The organism is Burkholderia sp. COPS (genome assembly GCF_019425585.1).
In the GTDB taxonomy this organism is placed as follows: domain Bacteria; phylum Pseudomonadota; class Gammaproteobacteria; order Burkholderiales; family Burkholderiaceae; genus Burkholderia; species Burkholderia cepacia.
In genome coordinates, this window is record NZ_WIXR01000034.1 from 30,135 (window position 1) to 55,312 (window position 25,178).

Consider the following 25,178-nt stretch of genomic DNA (forward strand, 5'->3'; position numbering starts at 1 on the left):
GGCGTGCTCGTTCGCCTCCGCCCGCCTCGTGCGGGCGTTTTTTTTGGGGTGCCGCCCGGCCCTGCGGCGGGCCGTTCAATCGGCCAAACTGACCGGGCTTTTACCGTCATCTCGCGGCATCGGCGCAGCGGCGCGCTACCCATAATGGTATCGACCGACTTTCCGCAGATCCCATCATGTTCTCGACCGAACTGCCCGCCTCCGCCGCGCTCACGCCCGAACAGCAGCTTGCGCAAGACATCGCGCTCGTCATGGAGAACGCGCTCGAACGCCAGCGCAGCGGCGCGTTCGACGACGCCCGGGCACTGTACGAGGCCATCCTCGACGCGGTGCCCGCGCATGGGGATGCGCATTACAACCTCGCGGTGCTGCTGGCCGATACGGGCCACGCGGCCGACGCGGTGCCGCATTTCGAAGCCGCCCTCGGCGCTAGCCCGGACAACGGCTACTACTGGGTCAGCTACATTCATGCGCTGCATCGCAGCGGGCAGACGGCCGCCGCGTGGATCGCGGTCGAAATCGCGCAGCAGCGCGGCGTGCACGGGCCTGCGCTGAACGGCCTGATCGCCCAGTTGGCGTCACCCGACATCGTGCTCGCAACTGCAGCGGTCGCGGCCGCCCCAAGCGGCATCGATGCGGCGATCGTCCTGGAAACCGCGGCCGGGCGGAGCGACTCCGGCAAGCCTGCCCGCCGCCCCAATCAGACGCTGCTGCAAAAGCACGCAGCGCTGTTCGACAAGAACAGGCACGCGGAAGCCACCGCGCTTGCGCGAAAACTGGTCAACGACTATCCGGAAGACGGCGCATGCTGGCGCGCGCTTTCCGCCTCGCTTCACCGGGAAGGCCGCTTCGCGGAGATGATCGAGGCCGGCTTGCGCACGGTCGAATTGCTGCCGAACGAAGTCCTCGTGCGCATCCTGCTGGCCGATACGCTGCGGGCGATGAACCGTCTCGCGGAAGCCGACGAGCAGTGCACGCGCCTGTACCAGCTTCAGCCGGATCACCCGGAGGCCATGCGGATTCGCGGTCTCGTGCTGTTCGCGCTGCGCCGCACGGATGAAGCGCTCGCGGCCTGCCGGCGCGCGGTCGAACTCGCGCCCGGGGCCGCCGCGCCGTGCGGCACGCTCGGCTTCGTGCTGCTCGAACTGGGCGCAACGCAGGAAGCGATAGGCTGGCTGAAGCGCGCGATCGAAATCAACCCGACCGACAGCGTCACCCACAGCAGCATGCTGTTCTGTATCGCGCACAGCAGCGAATTCGATCCGCAGGCGCTCGTGGCGGAGCACCGCAAGTTCGGCGAGCGCTACGACAATCAAAAGCGCAAGCGTGCGGCCGTGTTCTCGAACCCGCGCGATCCGGCGCGCAAGCTGCAGGTCGGCTTCGTGTCGGGCGACCTGTACAGCCACGCAGTCGCCTCCTACGCGGTGCCCGTGATCGAGCATCTCGCGGCCGACCCCGGCATTGCGATGCACTTCTATCACAATCACTTCGAGGAAGATCACACGTCCGAGCGCTTCAAGGCCCACGCCACGACCTGGCGCAACGTCACCGGCATGAGCGACTCGGCCTTCCTCGAACGCGTGCGCAACGACCACATCGACATCGTGATCGACCTGTCGGGCCATACCGGCCGCAACCGGCTCGTTGCGCTGGCGCAGCGCGCCGCGCCGGTTCAGGCGTCGTGGATCGGCTATCCGGCCACGACCGGCCTCGCCGCGATGGACTACTACCTGACGGACCGCTTCGTCGCACCGCACGGCGCATTCGACGACCAGTTCATCGAGCAGATCGTGCGGCTGCCCGCGATCGCGCCGTTCATGCCGCCGCCGAACTGCCCGCCCGTCAACGTGCTGCCGGCGCTGCACAACGGCTATACGACGTACGCCAGCTTCAACCGCCTGAACAAGCTGAGCCCGCACGTGATCGAGGTCTGGGCGCGCGTGCTGCACGCGGACCCGACCGCGCGCATGGCGCTCGGCGCGATCGGCAGCGACGGCGACCAGCAGACGCTGACCGAATGGTTCGCGGCCGCCGGCATCGATGCCGGCCGCCTGACGTTCCACCGGCGCTCGAACATTCCCGTCTACATGCAGCAGCATCACGGCGTCGACCTCTGTCTCGACGCGTTCCCCTACACCGGTTCGACGACCACGCTGAACGCGCTGTGGATGGGCGTGCCGACCGTGACGATCCCCGGCGCGACGATGGCCGGGCGCGGCAGCGCGGGCTGGCTGCAGCACGTCGGGCTCGACGCGTACATCGCGACCGACGAGGACGACTTCGTCGCGAGGGCGCTCGCGCTCGGCCGCGACACCGCCGCGCTGCAGGCGCTTCGCGCCGGCCTGCGCGCGCGCTGCGGAGAGTCCGCCGCGTTCCGGCCGGCTGTCGTCGCGGCCGGGCTGTCGTCGGCGCTGCGCACGATGTGGACCCGCTGGTGCGCGGGCGAACCCGCGACCGCATTCGACACGCCGCTGTTCGACGACATGACCACCGCACAGGCCGCGGCAGAGGCCTGAACCTCACGTCAGATCGAGAGAGACCATCATGACCGCCAGCCTGCCCGCGTCGTCCGTCGCGCAACTGCCGCACGAACGCATCTACGTCACGCAGCCGCACCTGCCGCCGCTCGACGAATTCCTGCCGTACCTGGAGAAGATCTGGGAGAGCCGCACGCTGACCAACGGCGGCCCGTTCCACCAGCAGTTCGAGCGCGCGCTGTGCGAGTATCTCGGCGTGCCGCACCTGTCGCTGTTCGCGAACGGCACGCTCGCGCTCGTCACCGCGCTGCAGGCGCTGCGCATCAACGGCGAAGTGATCACGACGCCGTATTCGTTCGTCGCCACCGCGCATTCGCTACTGTGGAACGGCATCAAGCCGGTATTCGTCGACGTCACGCCCGGCACGCTCAACCTGGACCCCGCGCGCATCGAGGCGGCGATCACGCCGCAGACCACCGCGATCATGCCCGTGCACTGCTACGGCAATCCGTGCGACGTCGACGCAATCCAGAAGATCGCCGACAACTACAACCTGCGCGTGATCTATGACGCCGCGCATGCGTTCGGTGTGCAGAACACCACCGGCAGCGTGCTCACCCACGGCGATCTGTCGGTGCTGAGCTTCCACGCGACGAAGGTGTTCAACACGTTCGAAGGCGGCGCGATCATCTGCCCCGACGCGAAGACCAAGCAACGGATCGACCACCTGAAGAACTTCGGTTTCGTCGACGAAGTCACGGTCGTCGCGCCCGGCATCAACGGCAAGATGAGCGAAATCAACGCCGCGTTCGGGATGCTGCAGTTGCAGCACATCGACGGCGCACTCGCGCGCCGCCGCGAAATCGACACGCTGTACCGCACGCTGCTCGCCGACGTGCGCGGCATCCGCTGCGTGCCGCTCGGCGGCCAGACCGTCGCGAACCATGCGTATTTCGCGATCCTCGTCGACGAAGACTATCCGCTCGATCGCGACGGGCTGTACCGGAAGCTGCGCGACTACGACGTGTACGCGCGCCGCTACTTCCATCCGCTGATTTCGGAATTCCCGATGTACCGCGGGCTGCCGTCCGCCAACCGCGACAACCTGCCCGTCGCGACCGAGGCCGCGCGCAAGGTGCTGTGCCTGCCGATCTACCCGGCGCTCACCGACGACATGGTCCGCCGTATCGTCGAGCTGATCGCGCGCTGACGCGCGACGCCTACAGGTAACGCTCGCCGGCCGCGCGCGCGCGGATCCGGCGGGCCGGGTTGCCGTACACGACGGTGTACGGCTCGACGTCGTGCAGCACGACCGCACCCGCGCCCACGACGCCGTGCTCGCCCACCGCGATCCGGTGCCGCAGCATCGCGCCGAGGCCGATCGCCGCGCCGCGGCCGATCCGGCAGTTGCCGCCCGTGACGACGCCTGGCGCGAGGCTAGAAAAATCCTCCATCGTGCCGTCGTGATCGAGCGACGCGTTCGTGTTGACGATGCACCCGTTGCCGATCGCGCAGCACGGATTGATCACCGCGCCGGCCATCACGACCGTACCCGCACCGATCGTCGACGCCTTGCCGATGCGTGCGGCCGGATGCACCGCCGACACGCACGGCAGGCCCGGCACGAGCGCCGCGAGAGCGGCCGTCACGTTCTCGCGCGCGTGGTTGTCGCCGATGGCGACCAGCAGCCCGGCGATGCCGTGCGCACCGACCAGATCCGGCAGGTCGCGTTCGGCGCCCAGTACCGCGTAGCCGAGGGTCTCCTCGCCGCGGGGCCGGAACGAATCGATCAGCCCGGCGATCCGGTACCGGCCAGCCTGTTCGACGATGTCGATCACGACCTTGGCGTGACCGGACGAGCCGACGATGACGATGTTTTCCACAAGGGCCTCGATTGATCTGAAAGCAGGGGCGGCCTTGCCGCGTTCCCCGCAGTATGCCGCGTCGCCGCACTCGCGCGGCGCGCGCCGTCACGTCAGACGACCTGCGCCGTCTCGTCCGCCGTCACGCGACCCGCTGCGAAATGCGCGGCAAACGCCGCACGCACGCGCTCGGCCATCTGGATCCAGCTTTCGTCGCGCCCGCGCCGGAACAGCCGCACCGTGCCCGGATACCACGGCGAATCGTCGCGGCCGTGCATCCAGCGCCAGTCCACGTCCTGATTCGGCAGCAGCACCCAGCAAGGCTTGCCGAGCGACGCGGCCAGATGCGCGGTGGACGTGTCGACGCACACCACGAGATCGAGTTGCGCGACGATCGCGGCCGTATCCGCGAAATCGTCGAGCTCCGAGCCCAGGTGCAGCAGCGGGAGGCCGCCTGGCGGCTGACGCGCCTCGTCCTCGCCCTGCCCTTTCTGCAGGCTCACGAAATTCACACCCGGCACGCTCCATAGCGGCGTCAGCAACGCAAGCGACGGCAGCGAGCGGTGCGCGTCGTTGTGATGCTTCGGGTTGCCTTTCCACACGAGGCCGACGCGCGGGCCGGCCGGCAATACATCGAGGCGTGCGCGCCAGCGCGCGACGCTGGCCGGATCGGGCGCGAGCCGCACCGGCGGCGGGATCGTGTCGAGTGTCGTGCCCGTGTGCATCGGCGCGCTCAGCAGGCTCGTCCAGTAATCGAACTGCGCGGCTTGCGCCATCGCCGTCTCGTGATCCAGCACCGCGTCGACGCCGTCGACCGTCGCCATCAGCCGATGCAGCGCGGGCTGACCCGCGAACACCACGCGCGCCGCGTGCCGCGCCCGAAAGTCCGCGAAATAGCGGCTGAACTGCAGCATGTCGCCCAGGCCGTCTTCCTGCCAGACGAGCAGCGTCTTGCCGGCGAGCGGCTCGCCCTGCCACTGCGCGCACCGCAGCACCTCGCGGGTCCGGCGGTGCACGAACGCCGTTTGTTCGTAGCGCGATTCGTAGCGCCGCCAGCCTTCTTCGAACCGGCCCAGGCCGAGCAACAGCGTCGCCAGGCCGAAACGCGCATCGCCATAGTCCGCACGCAGTTCGAGCGCGCGGCGGTACGCGCGTTCGGCGTCGTCGTGGCGGCCGGCATGCGCGAACGTGGTGCCGAGGTTGTAGTGCACTTCGGCCATGTCCGGAGCGAGCGACAGCGCGTCGGCGAACACGGCCATCGCTTCGTCGTGGCGCCCCTGCGCGCGCAGGACGCAGCCGAGATTGTTGTGCGGCTGAGGCAGGCCGGGACGGCAACGGATCGCGTCGCGATAGGCCGCTTCGGCTTCCGGCAGGCGATCGAGGTTCTGCAGCGCGACGCCGAGGTTGTAGTGCGCCTCCGGGTGATCCGGGCACAGCACGAGCGCCTGGCGGCTGGCGGCTTCCGCTTCCGGCAACCGCTGCATGTCGACGAGGATCGCGCCGAGATTGGCGTGCGCGAGCACGAAGTCCGCTCGCACGGTAATCGCGAGCCGGTAGGCGAGTTCCGCTTCGGCGTGGCGGCCCAGCACACGCAACAGGTTGCCGAGATCGGTCAGCACGTCGGCCGACTGCGGCTCGATCAGCAGCGCCTGCCCGAATGCCTGTTCCGCTTCATCGAGCCGGCCGAGCGCTTCGAGCACCTTGCCGAACCGGTGATGGTGCGACGCCCGCAACGGCGTGACGGACGCGAGCTGCCGGCGCAGGAGTGCCTCGGCATCGGGCAGGCGCCCTTGCGACACGAGCAGCGCGCCGAGGCCGTCGCAGGCCGGCTCGAACGCCGGCATCGCGTCGATCGCGCGCCGCCACCATGCTTCCGCGTCGGCCAGCCGGTTCAGGCCGAGCGCGCAGACGGCCGCGATGTGCAGCGCCGCGACTGCCAGCGCCGGCCGGTCGAGCAGAGGCGCGACGAGCGACAGTGCGTCGGCGAACTGTCCGTTCTGGCACAGGGTCGCCGCGTGTTGAACCAGCGCGGATTCGTCGGAAGCAGGGGTCATGTCATGCGGCGCCGCGCGGCGCGCGGCGCGAACGGACGGTCAGACGGACGCCGGCACGGCGGCCGGTTGGCCCGGCTGGCTGACGGCCAGGTCCCTGGCTTCCTGGAGCGCTGCGAGCGTGTCGAGTGCGCGCCCTTCGTCGGCGGTGAGATCGACCAGAAATGCGTCGTTGTTCTGCTTGATCCAGTCGAGGGGCATGTCCCACCACGCGAGCTGCAGCAGTCGTTCGCGCACTTTTTCCGTGAAGCGGAAGCGAATCAGACGGGCCGGTGAACCGGCATAAATGCCGTACGCCTCGGTGCGGAAATTGGGCGGGATGACGGCCCGCGCGCCGATCACGCATCCGCTCTCGATCTGGCTGCCACCGAGAAACAGCGCTTCGTCGCCGATCCAGACGTCGTTGTGGATCACGGTGTCCGCGTATTGCGGCATCGGCGGATTCTCGAGGCCGTTACCGTAGAGGCTGAGCAGGCTCGTGGAAATGGTCCGGATCTCGTGCTGGCCATTCAACAGGAACCTCAGACGCATTCCGCCAGCCACGTGCTTGCCGATCACGAGTTTCTGAACGTCCCGATCGTACTTTGCGATCGAACCCACACCGATCGACGAGCACCGGCCGATATGACACGTCCCCATCGGCGCCTCTTCATCGACCCAGTTGCGGAAAAAATTGTTCGGAATCGCCGAAAAGGCGCCATCCCGGTAGCCGAGCACGATGAAATGCTTCGCCCACGGATGGTCAGGCAGCACGCCAATACAATCGTCGGAGGTCGTAACGTTCATTCGCAGTCGCAAGTGTGCCGGTGCGGCGGCTCGATGCCGGGCCGCTCGAAACGGCGGTGGAAAACGTCGCGGCACATCGGCCACGAGCATGGACGATGCAGTATAGAAAGCCGGCGACGGTAGCCGACATCGAATAAGAACGGCGTTCTGGCTTCTGTTCCGGAGATAGGGACTGGTGGGGTCTCGCGTGCCCACGGCTTGACGTACCACGCGTCGATGAGGAATTGCCGGCAGCGGCCGGCGCGCGAATCATTTCGCGCTCGAGCGTTGGCGCCCGATTTTCCTTCGTGATGCTCACACGTCGGCAGAGTCGCCGCTTCGATCCGGCCAGCCGGTTCCGTCACGGGAGCCGGCCGCAGTGGCGATGTGGCTACGTGCTGCCGCGGCCTTCACCAACGACGCGCCCCTCACTCTCCATCACCGCCCTCGCGCTCAATTACTCGACGAACACCCACCGCAACTACTCGAACTGCACGAGCTGGAACTGCACGAACTCGACGAACTGCAGCTCGACGACGAGCAACTGCTGTCCGATGCATCGAACGCACTGCCGCTACCCGCTTTCAGCGCGGCGAGCGACGACATCCGCGACGCGGTCTGCACGGTTTGCGAATACACCGACCAAGCGGTGCCGGCCAGCGCACCCGCACCGAACAGCGCGGCAGTCCACAGCAACGGGTCCGTGTCGTCGCGTTCGCGGTCCTGCGCCTGCTGCGCTGCGTGCGCATTGGGTTGCGAGGGTTGCGAGGGTTGCGGGCGCTGCGGATTTCGCGCGGCACGCGGATCGTGCGCGATCCGGCGCGCAAGCAGCGCGGCCCGCCCGGCAGCCGTCGCCCCACCGCGCCCGAAACCGGTCAGCCGCCGCACGACGATCCGGTACGCGACCGCGAACACCACCATGCAGACCGCGAGCAGCAACACGGGCCGCCCGCGGCTTAGGCCGATCGCGAGTTTGGCGGCCCCCGTGCCCAGTACGATCAGCACGATCGCACGCGCGGCCAGGCGCGACGCGCGCATCTCGCCGGGTGCCCACAGCCAGCCTTGTGCGCGCATTCCGTCGACGACCTCCTGCGCATACCCGGCGAGTCGCTTGCGAAACACGTCGTAGCTCACGGTGCCGGACGGCTGCTCCTTGAGCCACGCGCAGTGGTCGTCATGGCGCCCCGCACGCTCCATGTCGGCGATCTGCACGCAGCCACCCTGCCCGGGGGCGGTCCACAGGTCGACCGCACCCGCCTGCGCGAGCGACATCGTCACGACCTCGGCGACCCGTGCTTCGCCGCCGGTGAGATAGGCGACTTCGTCGGTGCTCAGGTCGGCCGACGCCTTGCGCGTACGCCCGCCCCAGCGTCGACAGCGGAACTCGATCGCCTGAAGCACGACGATCAACAACAACGCGACGACGCACGCAGGCACATAGAACGCGAGAAACTGCGGCCCCGCGTAGTTCAGCACGTTGAAGTCCTGCGCCGATGCGCAGGTCGCCGCGACGCTCGCGGCGGCGGCCGGCCACGCGAGTTTCGGCAGCCGGTCGCGCCAGGTTCTGCGCGACTGCACGGCGGCCGGCGAATTCGCGTCCCCCGCCCCGTTCGCGGCCGACGGTTCCGGGAGCGGCGATCCGGATGCGGCACGCAAGTCGGCAGGCCGCGGCCAGATCGACTCCGGCGGCTCGCAGCCGAACAGCCGGCGATAGCTGTCCAGCGTGTCGCGATAACGCTGCGCGTACACGGCGGCCTCGTCCGGCGCGCCCGTGCCGGGCATGTGATGCAGCCGCGCGCGCAGCACGCCGGCGCAGAAGACGTCCCAGTATTCGAGCGTGTATTGCAGGTGGAAATGCCATGCGGCATCGACCGCGACCGACGGCGTGACCGGGTGTCCGGCCGCCTGCGCGAGAAACGCGAAGCGCTTGTATTCGTCGATCACGGCCAGCGCGTGCGCATGCGACCAGCCTTCGGCTTCGGCAAGACGCCGGCTGTACGGCAGCGGCGCGTTCGGGTCGTCAGGGGAATACGCGTGCAGACGCGCGAGCAACGCGTGCTGCGCATCGGTCAGCGCGCGGGCATCGACTGCGGTCGAGGTAGACGGAATGGCAGCCATCGGGAGTCGGCGCGATGCGCGGACGGCCGCCGCGATCGACGCTTGGAGTTGTCGTTGCCGGGGATTCTCGCACATCGGCGAGGCGGCGCGACGGCGTGCCGGCCGCCTGCATCCGGGGCCGCTCGCCGCGCTGCGCCACGGGTCGGAAAGTCAGAAATCGAGCTGCGCGATCGTGATGTCGAGCGCGGCCGCGACCTTCTTGCGCATCGACTTGCGCAGCTTCCCGCGCTTTTCCTGTTTGGCGTAGTCCGAGCGACTGATGCCGATCCGCCGCGCGACCTCGGCCCGCGTCAGGCCGAGATGCTCACGCCACGCACGCGCGGGCGAGCTTCCGTCGAACACGACGCGCGTCACGAGCTCGTGCGGAATCAGGTCGCGTGCGGCGCACCGCTGCGCGACATAGTCCGCGTACGGAATCACGACGAAGGCTGGCGCGCCGTCCGGGCCGTTGATGATCTGGACTGGGAGGGATTTGCTCATGCGGGGATCGCGCCGCCGGCTTCTGGGCGGCTGTTCGTCGTTTCGGTCGACATGCTCAATCGGTGTTTCAGGCTGGCTTCGGGTGCGTCGAACGACATCGGTGCAAGGTTTCGCCCGGTCGGACGCGTGCGTTCGGAAACCGCCACGCTGATGGCAGGCCGAAATATTACTGCAAGCGGAGAAATGGTGATGCGGATGAGACGGCGAAACCGCCGAACGCCTGAACAGGCATGTTTTGGCGCGCCCGGCTGGGATCGAACCAGCAACCCCTGCCTTCGGAGCTTTACCGGCACACCAAGAGCCTTTAAAAATCAATGCCTTGCACGACTCGCAATCAGCAAAACCAAGGCTAATCAAGGTCAATCAGGGTAATCCAAGCTCACCAAACTGTAATTTCACTGTACAGGATCTGCGCAACCTCCTACCCGAGATAGGCAAGGTCACAACGCGAGCTTTGGCGGCCCATACACACCATAATTCGGCCCCGCACCGCTCACTGGCACAGACACTTTGTAGCCGGAGACGAAGTGCCCCATGATGTATTTTCCACTTCCTCCGATGGAGGCATCGATTGCAAATGGAGCGAACGCAACAATCGGCACATAGGACGAACTCGAACTGTTCGTGACGACAGGCATTAATACCGTCACGCCTACCGGAACTGAACCGTAAAGCGCCGCCTTTGCACCTGGGGCGAGGTAAATGCTTTCTCCGATGCTGAGCTGGGTCGGATTACCCGATTGCATTAGGCCCGCGAGTGTTGGTACGTCGTTCGCGTTACTGAGGAATGATGTCCAGGTACCAGCTGTGCACGACGAGCCATATACTTGCCCGTTCGTGATGGTGAGTTCGTACGGTATGTTCGTCAGCGGGTAATAAAGTGGCTGATTCGTTGTCGAATTCCAATACTGATCAAATACGCATTGGTCCAGCGCTATTGGAAACACCCCGCCCGCGCCGATTGACCCCGGCGACGTCACGACTGCAACCGCGGTGGCGCTGCCTGACGTACTCGCGACTCCAAGCAGGCCACCCAGCAACAGGGGAATATTGCCGCCGTTCACATGGGTTGAGCGCGACACCGTGACCTGTACAGCGGGTACGTCGTATGTACCTGGTGCAATTGTGGTCGACTGCATTCCATAGGGCGTTCGCGTCAAATTCCAATAGCCGGCCGTAACCGCGCCGGTCGATAGCTGAACTCCTGCCGCCGCGTTGAGCGCAACGGCTTGGTTCGCTGCGGCGGCCGCCTGCGACCAGTTCAGTGCCGTCCCACCGGACGTCAAGACTCTGGCGCCCGCGAGCGCGGCGGCATCGGCCGCGTTCTGCAACTGGTTGCGGACAACTGCAACCCAAGCAATGTCGATGGCCAAGGCGCCAAACATCAGCAGCGGAATCAAGAACAGCAGGAAGAAAAGCGCAACGGCCCCCCGCTCTCGCTCGCCCGACACTTGGCATCGGTCGAGACAAGATACCTTGCTGGCCCAGGACGGGACACATCGCATAAGTCGCAGCTCCCATTTTCCTCAAACGCATCGACAACAATATTACAAAACACTGAGACTGCATAACGAAGGCGCATAAAAGTGCATAGAAGAAGCGCCACGCCGACCACGCTAGGCAGCCCCCAGCGCTGGGCGCATGAGCGCACAAAAGGCGTTCATTTTTGCGAGCAGGTGGGGCGGGGTCACAACTGCGCGCGCCGCTTACGGTTGCCCCCTGGCGGGCGGCCGAGCCGGCCGGCATGAGCAGGGAGATAGATCAAAAAGCCCGCCCTGGATTTGCCTCGGGAACGGAGGAATGTCGACGGTCACCCTTCGGGCTCTTCGGCGTTTCAGATCTGAATCTTCCGGGCCTATCTTTCCCCTTCCAACGTGCATTGGGCGGTAGTGCGGCGCGCAGTCGACGCGAAATTAGTGTTTCACAGTACAAGCCTGAAACATTTTCGATGCCACCCCATTTTTTTGGGTCCGTCGCGCAATCAAGCGCCTCATGCAGCAAGCGAGGGCGGCATATGGTGCGCGTTTTGCTTAGTCGCTGACCAAGTGCGGGCATGTATTGGGACACAGCACGTTGGGCTCGTGCAATCGGATGGCGCGCTCCAACTGTGCATTCAAAGCGACGAATCAATGCACTGGTGGCGATCTGGTCAGCGGACGCCGCAAGCCACAAAGGCTTGGCTTAACGGGGAAAAATAATGACGAATCGGAAAAACTGGCAGAGGCAACGAGGCGTTGCCGTTGTGGAATTTGCACTGGTACTTCCCGTGCTGCTGTTGATTCTGTTCGGCATTATCGAGTTCGGACTTGTGATGTTCGACCAAGCTGTCATCACAAACGCAAGCCGTGAAGGTGCTCGAGCAGGAATTGTTCTCAAAACCCCTAAGGCGACGACAACTGACATCCAGAACGTCGCACTCAACTACTGCCAAAGCCATCTCATCAGCTTGGGCAGCACGTCAACCCCAACGGTCTCCGTGCCGTCTGGCCAAGGTGGAAGCTTCGGCACCCCCCTTACTGTCACCGTCACGTACAAATTTACTGGACTGGCTCTAGGTTCATGGATTGGTCCGCTCAGCAAGCTGCTGACGTTGACGGCTACGACCGTCATGAACAATGAATGAGGAGCCGGTCATGGATCGCACTCGCTCACAATCGGTAGACCTACCTTGCTCGCCCAAACAGTCGATGTACGCCCGTGGTTCAAAGAGTCGTCGGAATCAGAGAGGTGCGGTAGCAATAACGGTCGCTCTCTTGATGTTGATACTGCTTGGTTTTGCCGCACTCGCAATCGACGTCGGCTATCTTTTTGTTGTCCGGAATGAACTGCAAAACGCAGCCGATGCTGCCGCGCTGGCCGGTGCGCCATGCATCTACCCGCGAGCGCAATGCAGCAACACAAAAGCCGCAGTTCCGGATTGGGCAACGGCCCAAGCACAGGCCGTGCTGGGTGTCTCGTTAAATAAGTCGTCGAATAAAACGCTGACAGGATATACGTCCGATGTGTCGTACGGTTACTGGGACGTTACAGGTAGCGTCAAGGGCCTTCAAACGTCGATGCCATCATCGCCGGCCGTTGGCAAGCCTGCAGTGCAGGTGATTGTCAGCCGCTCTGGAACGAAGAATGGCGGCGGCGTCCCTTCGTTTCTAGCAAGGCTCTGGGGCTTCCAGTCTGTACCCGAGAACGCCGTGGCTGTCGCGGTCGTTTCGGAGCCCGGAAACGTTGGCTCCGGTGCGCTATTCCCGGTTGCGCTGACGAAGTGCATGTATGACCAGTACTGGGATTCGTCGAACGGAAAGCCCAAAGTCGCAACATCCACAACGCCGCCTGGCTCGGGGCAACCAAACCAAACGGTCGGACAGCCGTACACCTTTTATGTGACCTCGTCCTACCACGCTGGCCCGTGCGAGGCGGGTCAATGGACGACTTTCGATACAACCGCCAACGATGTGCCGACCGTGCGCAACTTGATATCCAACGGTAACCCAGACCCGTCATCAATTGGATCGCCAAGTGGTGTTTGCTCCACACCAGACGCAACATGCACCTATATCCAACCTGGCACGAAGACAACGCTGTACACATCCGTCAACGACTGTAGCGCGGCTGGCAACAAAGCCTGCGAGTATGTCCTGGTTCCGATTGTCCAGGATCTCGCGACCACGTCCTACGAGCGAATCCTTGCATTTGCGTGTGTACACATTGATCAAGCAGTTGGCGGAAGCGGGAAATACATTCAAATGGAGATGAGCAACAATCCGGACAAATGCCAAGCATCCGGGGCAGGTGGCGTCGGGCCGTACTATGGCGCGCTCACACCTGCGCGATTGGTGGAATGACGGGAAGGAGATCTTGGATATGCCGATCGATCCGGGAGACTATGAGCGTCTGCTTTACGGCGCCCCTTCAAAGAAGGTTCGAAGGTCGAGAAATATTCGGTGGTTGATTGCATTGATCGCCGTGGCGATTATCGATTTCGCACTGTTGGCGGTAGATCTAGCATCACGTAACACGAGCGTCGAAAACGCGAACAGAAGTGGAGTCCGCTCCAATGCGGTCCTTCGTGTGCCGACATTGCGAACGCGCGACACATCATTCGAGGCCCGACGATTGGTGCGCACGAAATTGTGAATTAAGCGTTTCTGAAGGTTGTGTAGTTGGCCCGCGGGAGCAATTGGTTTCCCGTGTTGGGCCGTGCTCCGGAGGGGGTACGGGGCACGGCTCTCTTTTTACCTTTGACCGAACCTTATGGGCCAGAGCAGCAGTGACAGCGACATTGTGGATAGTACGCATACGGGGGTAAATATGTGTGATCGTTACGCTGGAATTGAACGAGACCTAGTGCATATACAAAATGCCCTGCAAATCCTTTCGAAGAACCGCGATGAATTTCCGCTGGGGAAGTCGATTCGCGACCCCGCATATTGGCAGGCGCGCATTGAGTCGATTCGCGCTGAGGCCGACCGCTACAACTACTGTGATCTGCGAAATCGGTCTGATAAGCTGCTCATCGAGATTTCGAAGCTGCAGTATTGGACCGCTCGACTTCGCGACACGGATGTTGGTGCGGTCCCTGCCTCGCGAAGATCTCCCCCTCCGCAGAAAGTGGTGTCGCCTAAGGACAAGCGCGACACGCGCCGACCATCCGTAGCGCACTGCAACTCTATTCCGCGAACGAAATGACCCTCCCAGGCCCGACCGGTCGGCCATGGCGCCCTGCATGAACCGGTGATCGCAGCAAACAGCCTACGACGGCCGTACGGTTGCACGATTTCGTCACGCATCAAAACGCACGATTTCCGGGCACCACTAATCGCCCGAACCCCCTCGCCCCAAGGAGGCGCGACTGTTCAAACGCTTCGAACCACAACATGCTTCCGCGCGACGGCGCGCACAGCGAAAGCGCGAGCCTGCATAACCAAGGTGCATAAAAGTGCATAGAAGAATCGGGCCAACGGTCGCCGCGCAGCCCGCGCCGAGCGGCCCCGAGCACCTGGCGCATGGGTGCATAAAAACCGTTCATTTTTGCGGGCAGGTGGGGCGGGGTCACAACTGTGCGCGACGACGCATCGATTCGCATCGTCGCGCATCAAAACGCATGATTTCCGCGCACTGGAAAACGCCCGCAACCCCACACCACAAGGGCCGCCGAGCCTAGTAGCCGGGTGCATTAGAACCACCCTGCCAAGCGAAGCCCGCAGGCGGGGAGGGGACCGCGCAGCGGCCGGCGCGGCGCGGGTCTCCCTGCCCCCTCCCCACCCCGCTGGACACCCTGCACGGCCGCACGACAGCCTCGCTGCGGCCCTCGTCGGACGGCGTCCGACCCTAACGCACCCCGCACGGACCAACCCGCTGTAGCGCCTCTGATCGCGCCCGCCTCAGACGCAAAAAAGGGCCGCGCCCGGCTGCCCGGTGCGCGGCCCTGCCGCATGACTTCGAATCGCTGGATGCGCTACGCGGTCGCCAGCGCTGGCGGAATCTCGTAATCGTCGAACAACACGACCTCTTCGCCGAGCCAGTCGTTCAGCTCGGCGAAGCGGGCCTGCAGCGGCTTGATTTCGTTCCGGCCGAACACGCGCGCCGCGGTGTCCGGCGTGCCGAACCCGCCCGAGTTGCTCGGCACGATGCCGAGCAGTTGCGGCGGCACGCGATGCGCGGCGAGCAGGTCGTCGCGCGTCACGTTCTTGATGTTGAAGAACTCGTCCTTCGCCGCGACCTCCGACACGGGGATGAGCTGGATGCCGTCCTTCTTCCCGCCTGGCGCGTACATGAACACGTTGCGGAAATTGCCCGGCCCCTTCGCGTTCTTCAACGCCGTGCGCATGTTGTCGACATCCTCCTGTTTCTGCGCCGCGTCCGTCATGTACAGGATGAAGCCCGCGTGACTGCCGTTTTCGTAGTATTTCCGCCGGAACAGCGTCGACGATTCGTTCAGCCAGGCCGAGTGAAGCGAGCTGAGATATTCGGGCAGGCCGTACACCTCCTGGTTGATGTCCGGTCGCATGAGCTGGAACACGCTGCCCGGCTCGAACTCATGCTTGTCCTGCCAGCCGTTCACGTACACGAAGCCACTGAAATCTGCCTTGCGCCGCGTGTATTTGGCCAGGGCCGGTTCGAGCCGCAGCGTGTCGCCGAGCTGATTGCGGCGGCGTTCCAGGTAGCCATTGCCGAACGTTAGGAAGTCGAGCGCCCACCGTTCGAACGCGTGCCGCGACAGCCATTTGTGCGGCCGGAACGTCGACGCCAGCACGTTCGCCTTGAAGTACAGCGCGGAGCTGTGGTGCGTGCTGGCGCGGAACGATTTCGCCAGGCCGGCGAAGCTGACGGGCGGCTCGAACCAATCTCCATTCGACCAGCATTCGACGTAGTCGAGAATCTCGGCGCGGTTCATGACCGGCGTGGGATCGTCGAAGGTGAAGACCTCGGCGCGCGCCGGCGCGGCGCCGGCGGCGCCCGAATCCGGCGCGGCCGCGAACGTCCGCGGCGCGCGCGATCGGCGCTTGCTCATGAATAGAACTCCGTGAAAGATGAAGAATTGATGCCGCCGCCGGCAAGCGGCTCGCGGTCGATCGCGTGCAGGCAGGCCCACGCTAGATCCGCATGGCCGGTCTCGTCGTTCCGGTCAGCCGTGAACGTCGCCTGTCGACCGCTCGGCGTCATGGTCTGTTTGATGGCCATGAAGGCGGCGGCCAGGTCGGTCCAGCCCGCGTCGAATTGCAGGCGGCCATTGCGGATGACGGATTGCCCTTTCAGCACGAGGCGAGTTTTCACCTCGGGCGAGTAGTTCAAGGCGACGACGGCCGGGTAGAACTTGCGCACGAGCTGATAGACGCCCTGCCCCATGCCGGTCGTGTCGATCGCGATGTAGCCCACGTTGTAGCGCTGCGTGATCTGCTCGATCGCCGCGGCCTGTTCCTCGAAGTCGTTGCCGCGGAACTGCTGACGTTCGAGCACGCGGAAAGCCCCACCCTCGACGCGCGGTGGCGCCACGACCACCAGGCCGGCCGAGTCGCCAGTCAGCGCCGGATCGTAGCCAACCCATACCTCGCGATAGCCAAACGGGCGCAGCAGCAGCGGCGAGAAGTCGCTGGCCCATTCCTCCCACGAGTCGACCATGCAGCGTTGCAGCTCGGCCAGCTTGAACACCGACAGCGAATCGTCGATGAACGCGCACATCAGCAGATTGGCGAACTCCTCAGCGCTGTATTCGCGGCGCAGCTCGTCGATGTCGAACAGGTCGCAGCCGCCCGCCATCGCATCAAGAATCGTCACGATCTGGCGCCACTGTGCATCCTCGCCCAGCATGCCGCGCACGAGCGCTTCGTGGCTCGTGTCGATCTGGATGCGATCGCCGGCCGCGCGGCCGCGGTTCGCGTGCGCGCCGCTCCAGAACGCATACGCCTCATGCGTGATGCTCGATGGCGTGCTGAAGTAGGTCTTGCGCCAGCGCTTGTGCATCGCCATGCCCGACGCGACCTTGTTCAGCTCGCGAAACTTCGGAACCCAGAAGTATTCGTCGAAATAGAAATTACCGTGATACGACTGGGCCGTGCGCGCATTCGTACCCAGGAAATACAGAATCGCGCCGTTCGGCAAGATGATCGGATCGCCGGTCAATTCCACGTCGGCCGCGTCGCGCGCGAACTGCGCGATGTACTGTTTGAACACGTGCGCCTGTGCCTTGCTGGCCGACAGGAAAATCTGATTGCGGCCGGTTTCGAGCGCGTCGACGAACGCTTCGCGCGAGAAATACCAGGTCGCGCCGATCTGCCGTGACTTCAGGATGTTGCGCGTGCGTTGATCGCCATTGCGATACCAGACCTTCTGGTAGTCGAATAGCGATTCGCGGAACGCCGCCACGATCCGCTCGTGCTGCTCCTCACTGATCTCGTTGCGCGGCGGCTTGCGTTTCGGCCCGGCATTGCGCGCAGCAATGTTCGGGTTCAGGTCACCTTCCTTCCCCGTCTCCCCGTATTTCTGCACACGCGCGAGCCGCTCGATCTGGCGGCCGAGCAGGTCGATTTCCTTGTAGTCCGCGCCGTCCTTCTTGTCCTTCGCAATCAGGACCATCAGGCGCGTTTCGGCCGCCGCCTCGATGCGCTCGATCGGCGTCGCGTCTTTCCACTTGTCGCGACGGCACCACGACGCCACGGTCGCGGGCTTCAGTTCGAGATGCCGTGCGATCGACGAGATGCGCCAGCCTTGCCAGTAGAGCGAACGCGCGATCTGTCGCACGTTCGCTTCGCGTTGAATTGGATCTGTCGTTTCGAGCATGCGGCAAGCGTAGGGCGACGCGCGCGCGCGATCACGCGGAGCACTACGTACCCGTGCGAGCAACACACGCCGCTCGTTGAGCCGTGGCGCGTGAAGGTCGAACATGAGAACCACATTCACTGACCCACGGTTCGACCTCTATCTATGGCAACCAACAAAACGAAGTTTTTCCGCGTAGCAGTCGAAGGCGCGACTGTCGACGGTCGCGAAATTAAGCGTGAATGGCTCACGCAGATGGCGAAGAACTACAACCGCGAGCTGTACAGCGCACGTCTGAACATTGAACACCTGAAGGGATGGGCGCCGCTCTCTGCCACCAACCCGTTCGGCGCATACGGCGACGTAGTTGCGCTGAAAGCAACCGAGATCGAAGACGGCCCGCTGAAAGGCAAGATGGGGCTGTACGCGCAGCTCGATCCGACCGACGAGCTGGTCGCGCTGTCGAAGAAGCGCCAGAAGGTCTTCACGTCGATCGAAGTCAATCCCGACTTCGCCGACATCGGCGAAGCGTATCTGGTCGGCCTGGCCGCGACCGACGACCCGGCAAGCCTCGGCACCGAAGCACTGCAATTCGCGGCGCGCCGTTCGAACAATCTGTTCTCGGCCGCGTGCGAAACGTCGATCGAGTTCGAAGGCGAACCCGAATCGACGAGCCTGCTGTCCATCGTCAAAGGCATGTTCGCGCGCAATCGCTCGACGGACGATCAACGTGACGCCGACGTGCGCCACGCAGTCGAAGAAATTGCCGGCTTCGCCAGTCAGCAGGGCCGCGACGTCGCCGCGCTGCGCGTTGACCTCACCACCGCGCAGGACGATGCGGCCGCCGCGAAGAAGCGCGCCGACGAGGCGATGGCCGCTGTCGAAGCACTGACTGCGAAGCTGTCGGCCACCGATAACGGCGCACCGCGGCGCCAGCCGTCGACCGGTTCGACCGGCGAGCTCGTGACCGACTGCTGATCCCTTCCACGCTCACACCCCGGAGAACCCAACTCATGAAGAAGGAAACGCGCCAGGCGTATCGAAAGTACGCCGCGCAAATCGCCAAGCTGAACGACACCGACGACGTATCGCAGAAATTCGCCGTCGAGCCGTCCGTCCAGCAAACGCTCGAAACCAAAATGCAGGAATCGAGCGCATTCCTGAAGAGCATCAATATCCTGCCCGTGACCGAGCTGGAAGGCGAAAAGCTCGGCCTGTCGGTATCCGGTCCGATCGCGAGCCGCACCGACACGACGAAGGCCGAACGTCAGCCGATCGACCCGACGGCGCTGGACAGCAACCGCTACCGCTGCGAGAAAACCGACTACGACACGGCCATTACGTACCGCAAGCTCGACGCCTGGGCGAAATTCCCCGACTTCCAGCAACGCATCCGCAATGTGATCCTCTACCAGTCTGCGCTCGACCGGATCATGATCGGCTGGAACGGCGTAAAGGCGGCACTGTCGACGGACAAAGCAGCGAACCCGCTGTTGCAGGACGTGAACATCGGTTGGCTGCAACAGTATCGCGACCGCGCCGGGCATCGCGTGCTGCACGAAGGTGCGAAGGAAGCCGGCAAGGTGCTCGTCGGTAAGGGCGGCGACTACGTGAACCTCGACGCGCTCGTGATGGACATCGTGTCGTCGATGATCGACCCGTGGTTCCAGGAAGACACGGGGCTCGTTGTGATCTGCGGCCGCGAGCTGCTGCACGACAAGTATTTCCCGATCGTCAACACGACGCAGGCACCGACCGAGCAGCTCGCGGCCGACCTGATCGTCAGCCAGAAGCGCATCGGCAACCTGCCGGCCGTGCGTGTGCCGTTCTTCCCGAAGCGGGCGATGATGGTGACGAAGCTGGAGAACCTGTCGATCTACTTCCAGGAAGGTGCGCGCCGTCGCTCGCTGATCGACAACCCGAAGCGCGACCAAATCGAGAACTACGAATCGTCGAACGACGCGTATGTCGTCGAAGACTTCGGTTGCGGCTGCGTCGCGGAAAACATCGAGCTGGTGGCGGCATGACGATCAACACGCCCGCTCGCGCGCACTTCGCGCGTGTGTCGGCCGCCCGCGCGGCGGCCGCGACGGCGCCCGGTCAGACGATGGCCGGTGCGACGCCCTACGAGCTGATGCTCGCGAAGCTCGCGGCCGACCGCCGCGCCCTGAAGGGCGTGCAGTCGGTCGCCCGCAAGGTCGAACTGAAGCGGAAGTTGCTGCCGGAGTACGCCGACTACGTGGCGGGCGTGTTGAACGGCGGCCGCGGCGCCCAGGACGACGTACTCGTGACGATCATGGTCTGGCGCATCGACGCCGGCGACTACGACGGTGCGCTCGCGATCGCCGCGTACGCGCTCACGCACGGCCTCGCGCTACCCGACCAGTTCGAACGGTCGCTCGCCTCCGTCGTCGCCGAGCAGTTCGCCGATGCCGCGCTGGCCGCGTTTCTTGAGCGCAGTACGTTCGACGCCGCCAGCCTAGAGCTGGTCGACGAGCTGACGGCCGACGCAGACATGCACGACCAGGTACGCGCAAAGCTCTGCAAGGCGCTTGGCTATGCCGTACAGGACGCCGACCCGCCGCGCGCTCTCGACTATCTGCGCCGCGCGCTGTCGTTGAACGATCGCGTCGGCGTGAAAAAAGACATCGATCGGCTCTCGAAGCTGATCGAAGCCTCGGGCCGTCAGGGCGACGGAACCGAAGGCACGTAAAGAGCCCAACCCCGGCATGGCGGCACCGAAGGCACGGCCCAACGCCTGACGGACACAGGCCCTGACCTTCGGTCCACCGCCATCACTCCCCGAATCGACCATGAACAGTTTCGTTGCCACTGCTGCGCCTGCCGTCGCGGCGTCGCCGATCGACGGCACGCTGACGAACGACGGCTTCTTCCCGGACATCGACCTGTCGGCGCTGCGCGACGCGATGCGCCTGGACGGCACCGTGACGCGCGAACGCCTGCGCCACGCCGCGCGCGACGCCATGCTGACCGTGAACGACGAGCTGGCCGCGTGGCGCGCCCGACAGCGGGCAGCGGGCGCGGGTTCGCTTGCCGACGTGCCGGCCGAGCGGGTCGACGGCGAATCCGTGCACGTGTTCCGTTACCGGCGCGCGGTCTACCACCTGGCGCACGCGGATGTGACGGAGAAATACCGCGGCTTCGACTCGACGAAGAGCGGAGGCCAGGTGGCGGCCGAGCTGGCCGTGACCGCCGACGAGTCGCGCCGCAACGCACGGTGGGCCATCAGCGACATCCTGGGCGTCGCGCGCTCGACGGTTGAGCTGATCTGATGAAGGTCGCCACGCTTCAGGGTGAAACGCTCGACGCCCTTTGCTGGCGGCACTACGCCAGCACGGCCGGCACCGTCGAAGCGGTCCTGGAAGCCAATCCCGGCCTCGCCGAGCTGGGCGTCGTGCTGCCGATGGGAACCGTCGTCGACATGCCCGAGCTGAACACGATCGAGCAGACGAAGCCCCTCCTGCAACTGTTTGACTGACCTGGAATTGTCCGAATGGCTGAACCGAACACCACTACCGCCGCAGCGCTTGCCGCCGCGATCGGCCTGGCCGGCATCGCGCCGGGCATCGACGGCGATGCGCTGATCGGCGCGTTCGCGGGCGCCGCGCTCGTCGTCGTCACCTCGAAAGACCTCGGCATCGGCCGGCGCGCCGCATACATGCTCATCTCGCTCGTGATGGGCTATCTGGCCGCGCCGGAAATCAACCACCTTGTGCCGGTCCGCTCATCGGGCGTCGCCGCGTTCTTCGCCGCCGCGCTCGTCATCACGGTCACGCTGACGCTGATGGAGCGCGTGAAGGACATCGACTTCGGCGCGCTGATCCGCAGGGGGAAATGACATGCACCTGTCGTTTGCCCTGGTCGCGCTCGCCGCGCACCTCGCCGTCATCCTGCGCGTACTGACCTACCGGAAGAACGGCGCGCGGCACCGTTCGCACGTTGCCTGGACGGCTTGGTTGATCGTCGCGATTTCCGGCGGCTCGGCAATCGAGCTGCTCATCCACCCGAAGCCGGTCGGCTTCTTCCAGGCCGTGCAGGCCGTGATGCTGGCCATGTTCGTCTACCTCGCGCGCGGGAACGTCGCGCGCCTTCTCCGGAGCACCGAATCATGAATATTCTCCGCTTCAACGACCGCGGCGCCGAAGTCGGCCTGCTGCAGCAACGTCTCCTACGTGCCGGCTACGCGCTCGACGTGTCCCACCTGTACGACGAAGCGACCGAGCAGGCCGTTAAGGCGCTCCAGGCCGCCGCCGGGATCGTCGTCGACGGCCTCGCCGGCCCGAACACGTATGCCGTGCTGTCGGCCGGCCAGCGCGACCGCAAACACCTGACCGAAGCGGACATCGCGCGCGCCGCGGACAAGCTCGGCGTGTCGCCCGCGTGCGTGCGCGCTGTCAACGAAGTCGAATCGCGCGGCTCGGGCTTCCTGGCGGACGGACGGCCCGTGATCCTGTTCGAGCGGCATGTTATGTATCGGCAGCTCGTCGACAGCATCGGCGCGAACGACGCCGTCCACTACTCGCTCCTGTTCTCGAACGTCGTCAACCAGAAGCCGGGAGGCTACCAGGGCGGCAGCGCCGAATACGTGCGACTCGATACTGCCGCGCGAATCCACGCGGCGTCGGCTTACGAATCGGCGAGCTGGGGCGCGTTCCAGGTGATGGGCTACCACTGGAAGCGCCTCGGCTACGCGAGCATCGACGAGTTCGTCGCGCGGATGGAAACGAGCGAAGGCGACCAGCTCGACGGGTTCGTGCGCTTCGTCGCGGCCGACTCGTCGCTGCTGTCCGCCCTGAAGAACCGGAAGTGGGCCGCGTTCGCGAAGGGCTACAACGGCCCGGACTATGCCCGCAACCTCTACGACGCGAAGCTCGCCCAGGCGTACGAACGCTACGCCGGCACGAAGGCGGCCGCGTGACCGTGCCGAGCCTTCGGTTCTGGCTGGCGCTCGCTGCTCTCGTCGCGGCGGTCGCCGGCGCGCAATATGTGCGCGCGCTGCAGGGCCGCCTCGCCACAGCACAGGATGCCGTGCGCCAGGCGAAACAGGACGTAGGCGCGCGCGACGCGATCATCGGCCGGCTGCTCACGGATGCCCGCGAGAAAGACGAGCAGCGCGCGCAGCTCGACCGCACACGCGGCACCGTCGACGCGACGCTCGCCGCGTATCAATCGCAACTTCGGAGACTCATCGATGAGAACGAAGCCGTTCGCACGTGGGCTGCTGCTCGCCTGCCTGACGATGTTGTGCGCCTGCACAGCAGCCCCGCCCTCGCCGGCGCCGACGATTACGCTCAACGCGTGCGCAGCGGTGACGCGCTGCACCCTGCCCGCGACGCATCCGCAGACGAACGGTGATCTGAGCGACGCGCTGACCGTCGCGCGCGCGGCATGGGCGCGCTGTGCGGCCGAAGTCGACATGATTGCCGCGTGCCAGGCGCGCAGTCAGACGAACCCGCAGACGGCCGCCCATGATTAAACCGAACAGCCTGCGCGCCGCGCTCGTCGCGGCGCTCCCTCAACTCACCGCAGCACCCGACCTGCTCGTCGTCTTCATCAACGACGGCCACATTGTCGCGACCGGCACACGCACGCCATCGTTCGAATACCGGTACGAGTGCGAGATTCTCATCCGCGACTTCATCGGCAGCGCCGACGATGTGATGATCGCGGTCGTCGAATGGGCGCGCGCGAACCAGCCCGACCTCGTGACCAATGCCGACCGGCGCCGCGACGGCATGACGTTCATCGCCGACATCCTCGCGAACGATGCCGTCGACCTCGCGATCAAACTGAAGCTCACGGAAAGCGTTGTGGTCGGTACAGACGAAGGCGGCCGCCGCACGGTCGAACACGTCGACGACGCGGCCGAGCAATGGGTGGCGTGATGGACGACGATCTGCGTGCGCTTGAGAAGTGGGCCGGCGGGCTGCTCGCGAAGCTGGCGCCGGCAGCTCGCCGGCGACTGTTTCGCGAGCTGGGGCGCGATATGCGCCGCGCGCAGCAGTCGCGCGTCGCCGCGCAGCAGAACCCAGACGGCAGCGCGTACGTGCCGCGCAAGATCAAGAAGGGCGGCAAGGGCTTGCGCACCAAGGTCGGCCGCATCAAGCGGCAGGCGATGTTTCGCAAGCTGCGCACCGCCCGCTATCTGAGGATCGATGTCGAGGACACGGGGCTCGCGATCGGCTTCGACGACCGCCTGTCGCGCATCGTGCGCGTTCACCAGGAAGGCCAGAAGGCCCCCGTCGAACCGGGCGGCCCGCTCGCACAGTATCCGGTGCGCGTCGTGCTCGGCTTCAGCTCGGCCGATCGCGAACTCGTGCGCGACCGGCTGCTACGCTACCTCAACCGCTGAATCGTTCACGGCAGCCAGGCGCGTCGACGCGATCGCGTGATACGCCTGGCTCGTCTCACATCCGACCCACTGCAGGCCGGCTTCGCGCGCGGCGACCAGGAACGTCCCGGAACCAGCGAACAGGTCACACACGACGCCGCCATCCGGCACCAGGCGCACCACATCGCGCGCCAGCTCGATCGGCTTTTCAGTGACGTGTTGCTTCGGCAGCGCCAGGCGTGTTGGGAACACGCCTTGCAGGTACACGTCACTTTCGTTCATCGGCCCGCGGCTCGCCCATACGATGAATTCGGCCTGTTGCGCGAATCCACCTCGACGCGGCCGCGTACGACCTGGCGTCTTGTCCCATACGGCGATGCCTCGGAGCGTCAGGCCGGCCGCCTGCACCACGTCCGTCAACGTCGCGAGCTGGCGCCAGTCGATAAAGCAAACGAGCAGCGCGCCGGATTTCATCGCACGGCGGCATTCGGTCAGCCAGGCGTGGCACCAGAACGCCCAGGCGCGTTGATCCATGTTGTCGCCTTCGAAGTCGGTATAGACCGCCTTCGTGTCGCTGTTGATGTACTTCTGGCTCGGCGCGCGCGTTCGTGCGGACAGGTGCAGGCCGCCCGACGCATACGGGGGATCGGTGAATACCAGGTCGACGGACTGATCCGGCAGTGTGCGCGCCAGGGCGAGCGCGTCGACACGATGGAGCTGGTTGAGCATTGGGGTAATGTCGGCCGCGGGCACGGCGTCTGAAATGTGAATCGTCATGGTTCTGAGGCAACGTGAAAGGGACACCCGCGACGTGTGCGAG

General features: G+C 65.1%; 25 protein-coding genes. 16 read left to right on the top strand and 9 right to left on the bottom strand.

Going from position 1 to position 25,178, the window contains the following annotated elements; all coding sequences use genetic code 11:
• The first annotated feature begins 176 nt into the window (after window positions 1–176).
• Window positions 177–2,516: a tetratricopeptide repeat protein gene (locus FOZ70_RS25775; RefSeq protein ID WP_059587961.1), complete on the top strand. Its 2,340-nt coding sequence runs from the start codon at window positions 177–179 to the stop codon at window positions 2,514–2,516.
• A gap of 28 nt (window positions 2,517–2,544) precedes the next feature.
• On the top strand, window positions 2,545–3,687 hold the full coding sequence (gene vioA, locus FOZ70_RS25780) for a dTDP-4-amino-4,6-dideoxy-D-glucose aminotransferase VioA (RefSeq protein WP_027788660.1): 1,143 nt from the start codon (window positions 2,545–2,547) through the stop codon (window positions 3,685–3,687).
• Between the two features lie 10 nt (window positions 3,688–3,697).
• Here the strand turns inward: vioA and FOZ70_RS25785 are convergent, their stop codons facing one another.
• The 6 genes from FOZ70_RS25785 to FOZ70_RS25810 form a co-directional block, all read right to left on the bottom strand.
• Window positions 3,698–4,360, bottom strand: coding sequence for an acetyltransferase (locus FOZ70_RS25785; protein WP_048025298.1), 663 nt, complete (start codon window positions 4,358–4,360; stop codon window positions 3,698–3,700).
• 92 nt (window positions 4,361–4,452) lie between these two features.
• Entirely contained in the window at window positions 4,453–6,393 is a 1,941-nt protein-coding gene (locus tag FOZ70_RS25790) for a tetratricopeptide repeat-containing glycosyltransferase family protein (RefSeq protein WP_219707165.1), read from the bottom strand.
• A 39-nt stretch (window positions 6,394–6,432) separates the two neighbouring features.
• Window positions 6,433–7,176, bottom strand: a complete 744-nt coding sequence (locus FOZ70_RS25795) for an acetyltransferase (protein WP_219707205.1) — start codon at window positions 7,174–7,176, stop codon at window positions 6,433–6,435.
• A gap of 432 nt (window positions 7,177–7,608) precedes the next feature.
• On the bottom strand, window positions 7,609–9,273 hold the full coding sequence (locus FOZ70_RS25800; protein WP_219707166.1) for a TIGR04222 domain-containing membrane protein: 1,665 nt from the start codon (window positions 9,271–9,273) through the stop codon (window positions 7,609–7,611).
• Window positions 9,274–9,423: 150 nt separating this feature from the next.
• Complete coding sequence (locus FOZ70_RS25805) at window positions 9,424–9,753, bottom strand: helix-turn-helix transcriptional regulator (RefSeq protein WP_059490270.1); 330 nt, start codon at window positions 9,751–9,753, stop codon at window positions 9,424–9,426.
• Window positions 9,754–10,193: 440 nt separating this feature from the next.
• A complete protein-coding gene (locus FOZ70_RS25810) occupies window positions 10,194–11,258 on the bottom strand; it encodes a TadG family pilus assembly protein (RefSeq protein WP_081057208.1) in 1,065 nt (354 codons plus the stop codon).
• 692 nt (window positions 11,259–11,950) lie between these two features.
• On the opposite strand from FOZ70_RS25810, the gene FOZ70_RS25815 reads away from it, so the two are divergent.
• Window positions 11,951–12,376 carry a TadE/TadG family type IV pilus assembly protein gene (locus FOZ70_RS25815; protein WP_059620865.1) on the top strand — a complete coding sequence of 142 codons (426 nt, stop codon included), beginning with the start codon at window positions 11,951–11,953 and terminating at the stop codon, window positions 12,374–12,376.
• Between the two features lie 64 nt (window positions 12,377–12,440).
• On the top strand, window positions 12,441–13,592 hold the full coding sequence (locus FOZ70_RS25820; protein WP_059620864.1) for a pilus assembly protein TadG-related protein: 1,152 nt from the start codon (window positions 12,441–12,443) through the stop codon (window positions 13,590–13,592).
• 1,613 nt (window positions 13,593–15,205) lie between these two features.
• Here the strand turns inward: FOZ70_RS25820 and FOZ70_RS25825 are convergent.
• Window positions 15,206–16,261 (bottom strand): phage portal protein, encoded by a 1,056-nt coding sequence (locus FOZ70_RS25825; protein WP_219707167.1) that lies wholly within the window; start codon window positions 16,259–16,261, stop codon window positions 15,206–15,208.
• Window positions 16,258–18,027: a terminase ATPase subunit family protein gene (locus FOZ70_RS25830; RefSeq protein ID WP_059620862.1), complete on the bottom strand. Its 1,770-nt coding sequence runs from the start codon at window positions 18,025–18,027 to the stop codon at window positions 16,258–16,260. The genes FOZ70_RS25825 and FOZ70_RS25830 overlap by 4 nt, the downstream gene beginning before the upstream one ends.
• Before the next feature lie 144 nt (window positions 18,028–18,171).
• Here FOZ70_RS25830 and FOZ70_RS25835 point away from each other — a divergent pair, with 144 nt between their 5' ends.
• The 12 genes from FOZ70_RS25835 to FOZ70_RS25885 all read left to right on the top strand — a co-directional run bounded on the left by FOZ70_RS25835 (window position 18,172) and on the right by FOZ70_RS25885 (window position 24,379).
• Window positions 18,172–18,984, top strand: a complete 813-nt coding sequence (locus tag FOZ70_RS25835; protein ID WP_059620861.1) for a GPO family capsid scaffolding protein — start codon at window positions 18,172–18,174, stop codon at window positions 18,982–18,984.
• 35 nt (window positions 18,985–19,019) lie between these two features.
• Window positions 19,020–20,033, top strand: coding sequence for a phage major capsid protein, P2 family (locus FOZ70_RS25840; RefSeq protein ID WP_059620860.1), 1,014 nt, complete (start codon window positions 19,020–19,022; stop codon window positions 20,031–20,033).
• Entirely contained in the window at window positions 20,030–20,719 is a 690-nt protein-coding gene (gene gpM / locus FOZ70_RS25845) for a phage terminase small subunit (protein WP_016038216.1), read from the top strand. Before FOZ70_RS25840 ends, gpM begins: the two co-directional genes overlap by 4 nt.
• A gap of 100 nt (window positions 20,720–20,819) precedes the next feature.
• Window positions 20,820–21,299: a head completion/stabilization protein gene (locus FOZ70_RS25850; RefSeq protein ID WP_016038215.1), complete on the top strand. Its 480-nt coding sequence runs from the start codon at window positions 20,820–20,822 to the stop codon at window positions 21,297–21,299.
• A complete protein-coding gene (locus FOZ70_RS25855; RefSeq protein WP_016038214.1) occupies window positions 21,299–21,505 on the top strand; it encodes a tail protein X in 207 nt (68 codons plus the stop codon). Before FOZ70_RS25850 ends, FOZ70_RS25855 begins: the two co-directional genes overlap by 1 nt.
• Before the next feature lie 15 nt (window positions 21,506–21,520).
• Complete coding sequence (locus FOZ70_RS25860; RefSeq protein WP_016038213.1) at window positions 21,521–21,865, top strand: putative holin; 345 nt, start codon at window positions 21,521–21,523, stop codon at window positions 21,863–21,865.
• Window position 21,866: 1 nt separating this feature from the next.
• A complete protein-coding gene (locus FOZ70_RS25865) occupies window positions 21,867–22,139 on the top strand; it encodes a phage holin family protein (protein ID WP_059620859.1) in 273 nt (90 codons plus the stop codon).
• Entirely contained in the window at window positions 22,136–22,945 is an 810-nt protein-coding gene (locus tag FOZ70_RS25870; RefSeq protein WP_059620858.1) for an N-acetylmuramidase family protein, read from the top strand. Before FOZ70_RS25865 ends, FOZ70_RS25870 begins: the two co-directional genes overlap by 4 nt.
• Window positions 22,942–23,382: an Rz-like lysis system protein LysB gene (gene lysB, locus FOZ70_RS38200; RefSeq protein WP_016038210.1), complete on the top strand. Its 441-nt coding sequence runs from the start codon at window positions 22,942–22,944 to the stop codon at window positions 23,380–23,382. The genes FOZ70_RS25870 and lysB overlap by 4 nt, the downstream gene beginning before the upstream one ends.
• Complete coding sequence (gene lysC / locus FOZ70_RS25875; RefSeq protein ID WP_226129374.1) at window positions 23,267–23,503, top strand: Rz1-like lysis system protein LysC; 237 nt, start codon at window positions 23,267–23,269, stop codon at window positions 23,501–23,503. Before lysB ends, lysC begins: the two co-directional genes overlap by 116 nt.
• Window positions 23,496–23,912 carry a phage tail protein gene (locus FOZ70_RS25880; protein WP_059620857.1) on the top strand — a complete coding sequence of 139 codons (417 nt, stop codon included), beginning with the start codon at window positions 23,496–23,498 and terminating at the stop codon, window positions 23,910–23,912. Before lysC ends, FOZ70_RS25880 begins: the two co-directional genes overlap by 8 nt.
• Window positions 23,912–24,379 (top strand): phage virion morphogenesis protein, encoded by a 468-nt coding sequence (locus FOZ70_RS25885; protein ID WP_081057207.1) that lies wholly within the window; start codon window positions 23,912–23,914, stop codon window positions 24,377–24,379. The genes FOZ70_RS25880 and FOZ70_RS25885 overlap by 1 nt, the downstream gene beginning before the upstream one ends.
• Here the strand turns inward: FOZ70_RS25885 and FOZ70_RS25890 are convergent.
• Entirely contained in the window at window positions 24,359–25,135 is a 777-nt protein-coding gene (locus FOZ70_RS25890) for a site-specific DNA-methyltransferase (RefSeq protein ID WP_059620856.1), read from the bottom strand. The two genes, FOZ70_RS25885 and FOZ70_RS25890, sit on opposite strands and share 21 nt — an antisense overlap.
• Window positions 25,136–25,178: the final 43 nt, after the last annotated feature.